At 58.3% G+C, this 6,301-nt stretch carries 5 protein-coding genes; 4 read left to right on the plus strand and 1 reads right to left on the minus strand.

Features of this window, described 5'->3' with window-relative positions; all coding sequences use genetic code 11:
* The first annotated feature begins 34 nt into the window (after positions 1–34).
* Positions 35–781 (plus strand): hypothetical protein, encoded by a 747-nt coding sequence (locus NMA52_RS03590; protein WP_254826268.1) that lies wholly within the window; start codon positions 35–37, stop codon positions 779–781.
* 76 nt (positions 782–857) lie between these two features.
* On the opposite strand, the gene NMA52_RS03595 is transcribed toward NMA52_RS03590, so the two are convergent.
* Positions 858–1,463, minus strand: a complete 606-nt coding sequence (locus NMA52_RS03595; protein ID WP_254826269.1) for a superoxide dismutase — start codon at positions 1,461–1,463, stop codon at positions 858–860.
* A 344-nt stretch (positions 1,464–1,807) separates the two neighbouring features.
* Here NMA52_RS03595 and NMA52_RS03600 point away from each other — a divergent pair, with 344 nt between their 5' ends.
* The 3 genes from NMA52_RS03600 to NMA52_RS03610 all read left to right on the plus strand — a co-directional run bounded on the left by NMA52_RS03600 (position 1,808) and on the right by NMA52_RS03610 (position 6,118).
* Positions 1,808–4,252 carry a DUF3536 domain-containing protein gene (locus NMA52_RS03600; protein WP_254826270.1) on the plus strand — a complete coding sequence of 815 codons (2,445 nt, stop codon included), beginning with the start codon at positions 1,808–1,810 and terminating at the stop codon, positions 4,250–4,252.
* Positions 4,253–4,258: 6 nt separating this feature from the next.
* Positions 4,259–5,254 carry a glycosyltransferase gene (locus NMA52_RS03605; protein ID WP_254826271.1) on the plus strand — a complete coding sequence of 332 codons (996 nt, stop codon included), beginning with the start codon at positions 4,259–4,261 and terminating at the stop codon, positions 5,252–5,254.
* 63 nt (positions 5,255–5,317) lie between these two features.
* Positions 5,318–6,118: a 3'-5' exonuclease gene (locus NMA52_RS03610; RefSeq protein WP_254826272.1), complete on the plus strand. Its 801-nt coding sequence runs from the start codon at positions 5,318–5,320 to the stop codon at positions 6,116–6,118.
* The last annotated feature ends 183 nt before the right edge of the window (positions 6,119–6,301 follow it).

Below are 6,301 nucleotides of genomic sequence, written 5' to 3' on the forward strand. Positions count from 1 at the left end.
ACGTATCTAATCTATTCACTCAAATCTATCAATCATGGCCAGTTTTAAGAAAGAATTGAAGGCGATCATGTCCCGTTTTGACGCCGCGCAGGAAGCTTTTGCCGACGGCGTAACCAAACAGGAAAAAACGAAGAAAAAACTCAAGTCCGCCAAGGCGAAAATCAAGGGTCTGCAACAAAAGGTAGCGAGCCTCGAGCAGGAACTCAAGGTGGCAAAGAAGAAGGCCAGCAAGGTTCCCGAAACCGCCGCCGGCGAACAGCCCCAACCCAAGCGGAAGGATACTAAGTCGAAAGAAACCAAGTCGACCGGCGCCCGTCGTGGCCGCACGAAGAAGTCAGCCCCTACGGCTACCTCCGATAACGTTTCCGGCGAGGATATGGCGCAGGCCGTGTCGGACGCCCCCGATTCGGTAAGTGAAGCCGCCGCCGAAAAGTCGGCCCCCAAATCACGTCGGGGCCGTCCCCGCAAGACGCAGGGAGCCGCAAAGTCGGCCCGCAAAACCGCAAGTCGCAGCAAAACCACTTCCAACGGTACCGGATCCCGTCGGGGTCGCCCCTCCACCAAGGGTCCGGCCAGCGAACTGACCAAGATCTCCGGCGTCGGCGCCACCATGGCCGCCCGCTTCGAGGAAGCCGGCGTGAAGACCATCGAGGAGTTCGCCCAGCTCAACGATGATCAGATGAAGGACGTCCTGCAAAAGTGCGGTCCCCGTTACCGTAATGCGGACAGCGATAAAATGGAAATGTACCGCTCCAATGCCCGGGAAGCCATGGCTTCCTAAATACCGTACATCGGTATAAAAGAAAACCGCCGCCCGGAGACCGGGAGGCGGTTTTTTTATTGGATACGGCGATGGATTACTTCGCGTTCGCGTAGCGCTTGCTTACCTCGTCCCAGTTCACGACGTCAAAGAAGGCGGAGATGTAATCCGGCCGGCGGTTCTGGTAGTTAAGGTAGTAGGCGTGTTCCCAGACATCGAGTCCCAGGATCGGCGTACCGCGCTCGTCGGCTACGTCCATCAGGGGATTGTCCTGGTTAGGCGTGGACGTAACGGCTAGCGTACCGTCGCGCTTGACGATCAGCCAGGCCCAACCCGAACCGAACCGGCTGCCGGCGGCGTCGGCAAATTTCTCCTTGAACGCATCGTAACTGCCGAAGGCCTTGTCGATGGCCTGGGCGAGCTCTCCGCTGGGCTGTCCCCCACCGTTAGGGCCCATGATCTGCCAGAATAGGCTGTGATTGTAGAATCCACCACCGTTATTGCGTACCGCGGTGCTGGAGGAACTGATGTTCCCGAGAATATCCTCAATGCTTTTTCCGGCCTGGTCGGAACCTTCGAGTGCCGCGTTGAGCTTTGAAGTATAACCGGCGTGGTGCTTAGTGTGGTGAATTTCCATGGTCCGGGCATCGATGCTGGGTTCAAGGGCGTCGTATGCGTACGGTAGATCGGGTAGGTTAAACATAGTTTAGCTGTGTTTTGGGTTAAGAGTATGGGGCGGGCACGCGGGTGCCGCGCTTCGCAGTTACAACGTAGCAATGTTTGCTGGGTTGACCGTCCGGTGTATTCGCCCCCCGATTAGGCGAACTCAGATGGTAAGTACGAAGTAAAAGAGCAGGTAGGTCAGCGTGAGCCAGAACCCCATCCGTACGAAGTCGCGTTTCATGATTGAAGAGTGTGGTTATTTGAGGGATACATACACTGCAACCCAGATCATCTTTACCGGGTTCGGCCACGAAATGAATGACGGCGGACTTATCCGGGATGCCCGGACGCCCATACCCCGCTTGTCGCGCTATCTTTGCCTTTATGTCTAGTCGCCCCAAGAAATACGTTTGCATCCACGGTCATTTTTATCAGCCCCCCCGGGAAAATGCCTGGCTTGAAACCATTGAGATTCAGGATAGCGCCGCGCCCTACCACGATTGGAACGAACGGATCAACGAGGAATGCTACGCCCCCAATGCCACGGCCCGCGTCCTCAACGACGACCAACGGATCGAATCCATCACCAACAACTACGCCCGTATCAGCTGGAACATGGGTCCCACCCTGTTGTCGTGGATGGAGCAGCATGACCCCAGCACGTACAAACGGATACTGAAGGCCGATCGCCTCAGTCAGGAGCAGTTCGGTGGTCACGGCTCGGCGGTAGCCCAGAGCTACAACCACATTATCATGCCCCTGGCCAATACCCGCGACCAACAGACCCAGATTAAGTGGGGCGTAGCGGATTTCGAACACCGCTTCGGCCGCAAGCCCGAGGGAATGTGGCTGGCCGAAACAGCCGTCGACACCGCCTGCCTGGAGGCCCTGGTCGATAACGGCATCTCATATACAATTCTCGCCCCCCGCCAGTGCCAGGCCGTGCGGCAATCGGGAGAGAAACACTGGGATCACGTCGGCGGCGGCGTGGATCCCCGGAGGGCTTACCGCTGCGAGCTGCCCAGCGGCCGTAGCATCGCCCTGTTCTTCTACGACGGGAACGTGGCTAAGGCCGTCGCCTTCGAAGGTCTGCTGAACGACGGTCGCTACCTCGCCGAACGTATGATGCACAGCCTCGACGGCAGCGAAGAAGTGCAGCTCGCCCACATTGCTACCGACGGGGAAAGCTACGGTCACCACCACGCCAAGGGAGAAATGGCGCTTGCCGCCGCGCTCGACGTAGTGGAAAAAAGCCCGGACTATCACCTCACCAACTACGGTGAGTTTCTGGAGCATTTCCCCCCTACGTGGGAGGCCCGGATTCACGAAAACAGTTCCTGGTCGTGCGTACACGGCGTGGAGCGCTGGCGCAGCGACTGTGGGTGTGAAACAGGGGGCGCCCCGGGCTGGCACCAACGCTGGCGGGCCCCCCTCCGCGCCGCCCTCGACCGGGTACGCGATCGCCTCATTACCGTTTACAATCGGGAGGCGGGTAAACTCTTTATCGATTGCTGGGCCGCCCGGGATGCTTACATCGATCTCGTTCTCGATCGGTCTCCCGGCCAACCGGAAGCTTTCCTCGATCGCTGGGCGATCAAGCGCGAAATTGAAGCGGACGTTCGGATACGGATGTTGCGGCTGCTGGAAATGCAACGCCACGCCATGCTCATGTACACCAGCTGCGCCTGGTTCTTCAACGAAGTTTCCGGTATCGAAACCCTGCAGGTGCTCCAGTACGCAAACCGCGCGCTGCATCTCTGTGAGGTTATCACCGGCGAGGACTACCAGCCCGAATTCATCGCCGCCCTGGAAAAGATCGAAAGCAATGTGCTGCCGAACGCCGCCGCCGCCTACCGGGGAACGGTGGTCCCGGCCCGGGTAGGACTCCTCCGGGTAGGTATGCACTTCGCCGCCTCCAGCCTATTCGAGGAGGAACCCACCCAGTTGGAGCTATTTAATTACCGGAGCCAGAACCACTCCCTTCACCACTTCCGGGCGGGCAACTTTCGCCTGTCGGTCGGTCGCATGACGATCCTGTCCAACATCACGAACAGTTACGCCGAGTTCAGCTTCGCCGTGCTCTACCTCGGGCAGCAAGCCATGATCGGGGAGATTTGCCAGCACATGAGCAAGGGTGAATTCGAAACCCTGCTCCCCGAACTGGAACGGGAATTCCGGATCGGACACGTCAGTGAAGTGATCAACCTGATGAAGGACAACTTCGGCACCCAGAGCTTCTCGATCTGGCACCTCTTCCGCGATGAAAAGCGCAAGATTCTGCTGAAAATGACGGACCGGACCCTCGACATTGCCGCCGCCAGCTTCTCCGATGTCTACTACGACAACTACCAGCTGATGAGTACGATGCGGGCCAACGACCTGCCCTTACCCGACAGCTACCTGGCAGCCATCGATTTCACGATTCGCCGACGACTGACCGACCTGCTCACCGGAGACTTTACGCCCGACCGGCCCCGCCTGCAGCGGCTCGTCACCGATCATCTGCACTGGAACCACCGCTGGAAAGAAACCGAAAAGCTGGAAAACGATGCCGCTCACCGGTTGTACGCCCTGACCACCAAGGCATTCAAGAAGCCCGATTTGTGGGACTGGATCCTGTTCCTCGTGCAATCGCTGCAGCTCCTCAATCTGAAACCCAACTTTTACCGGACCCAGAATATCTTCCTGGAACGTTGGAACCCGCGCTACGCCGCCACCCTGACGCCGAAGCAACTGACCGCCGGACTGGCCGTCGCCCGCCAACTGGAACTGCAAATTGGGTTTGAACGGGAGCACATCGCCGTAGGGGTGAAGCAGCTAATGGCCTGACCCTCCGTGAAGATCGCCGTCCTTGCCCCCCTGGAATACCCCCTCACCGAACCCTACGCCGGCGGACTGGAAAAACACACCGTACAACTGGCTACGGGACTGGGGCGGCTGGGACACGACGTAACGCTGATCGCGCGCCCCGGCTCACCGCCTATCGGGGGACTGGAGGTAGTTACTCACTTAACCGGTTACCGTCAGGCGATGCGTTTCGTTCGGGAACAAGGCTTCGATCTGCTGCATAATAATAGTATCAACGGCACGCCTACCTTCCTCGCTTATCGGGTAAATTGTCCGGTGGTCACGACGCTGCATACGCCGCCCTACCGTCGGCAACTGCCCGGAATCCTAACGGCCCGCCTCCTGCGGGGATCGGCCTTCGTCGCCATCAGCGAACACCTGGCCCAACGGTGGCGCATCTATACCGGCAAATCGTGTACGGTGATTCACAACGGGATCGATACCGAAGAATGGCCCTACGCTCCCCGGGCACGACCGCAAACTGCTATCTGGTACGGACGCATTACTCCGGAAAAGGGTACCGAATTCGCCCTGGAAGCCTGCCGTCGGGCCGGGTACCACCTACAAATTGCGGGCCCCATCAACGACGATCACTACTTCCGGCAAAAGATCGCGCCGGGGCTGGGTGATCACGCTTCCTATCTGGGACACCTGGATCAACGCGCCATCGCCCAACTCTCCGCCCGGTCGTCGGTGGGATTGTTCACCTCCGTGTGGGACGAACCCTTTGGCTTAGTCCTACTTGAGATGCTCGCCTGCGGTGTTCCGGTTGCGGGCTTCGCCAGTGGAGCGGTGCCCGAACTAATGTCGCCCGACGTCAGCCGACTCGTCCCGGTCGGTGACGTAGCGGGGCTCGCGAACGTTATTCCCGCGGCGAGTATGCTCGACCCCCGGAACTGCCGCTCCTTCGTGGAAAGCCGCTTCCCCCTGCACCGGATGATCTCCGCTTACGAACAGCTTTACCTGCGGCTGGTAGCGGAGTGACAGCGTACCTTGTGCGCATCTCGACCCACAACCTTCGGCGGTCGTTTATTCTGAAACAGTCTTATGCTTGATTTAACCAACGACCTCGTATTCTTCGATCTGGAAGCGACCGGCCTGAACCTTACCCGCGACCGGATCGTACAGATCGCCATGATCAAAATGTTTGCCGACGGGCGGCCCACGCAGGAGCTGGAAATGAAAATTAATCCCACGGTACCCGTAAGCGCGGAGGCGGCCGCCATCCACGGACTCACCGACGCGGATCTGCAAAATGAGCCGACCTTCGCGGACGTTGCCCGTAAAATCTATGACTTCATCGGCAACGCGGACCTGGCCGGATACAACTCCAACCGCTACGATGTCCCGCTACTACAGGAAGAATTTTACCGGGCGGGCCTGTTCTTCGATACCAACCAACGCCGACTGATCGACGCCCAGCATATCTTTTACCAGATGGAGCCCCGCACCCTCGGCGCCGCCCTCAAGTTCTACGCGGGTAAGGAAATGGAGAACGCCCACGACGCCCTTGCCGATGTACGGGCTACGGTCGACGTATTTCGGGGTCAGTTGAAGCACTATGCGGGAGCAACCTACCGAAAGGACGATGGCACGGAGATTCAACCCTTCGAAAGCCTGGACAGCGTAGCCGAATTCTGTAAAGACAACCGTTTCCTCGACGCCACCCGCCGCATCAAGCGCGGACCCGACGGAACTCCCATATTCAATTTCGGAAAACACGCCGGCAAGCCCGTCGCCGAAGTTTTCGCTAAGGAACCAAGTTACCTGAAGTGGATCCTGGACAAGGATTTTACCACCGAAGTAAAGGCACTGGTGCAGGCGATTGATGAGGAAAGGAGGAAGTAGGTTAGTAGTTTAGGCGGTTAGTAGTTTAGGTGGTTAGTAGTTAGGCGGTTAGCGGTTTGTCTGAAGGTGCTCAAAATATTAGACAGCAGCTTCGCTGAAAGCCTGATTAGTTGAGGTGTTTCGTTTTTAACGCGTAGGCCTGCCGGACCGTTAGGCCCTTTAGCGTAGTATGGATGCGGTTCG

Origin of the sequence: Lewinella sp. JB7, assembly GCF_024297185.1 — a bacterium.
GTDB lineage: Bacteria > Bacteroidota > Bacteroidia > Chitinophagales > Saprospiraceae > Neolewinella.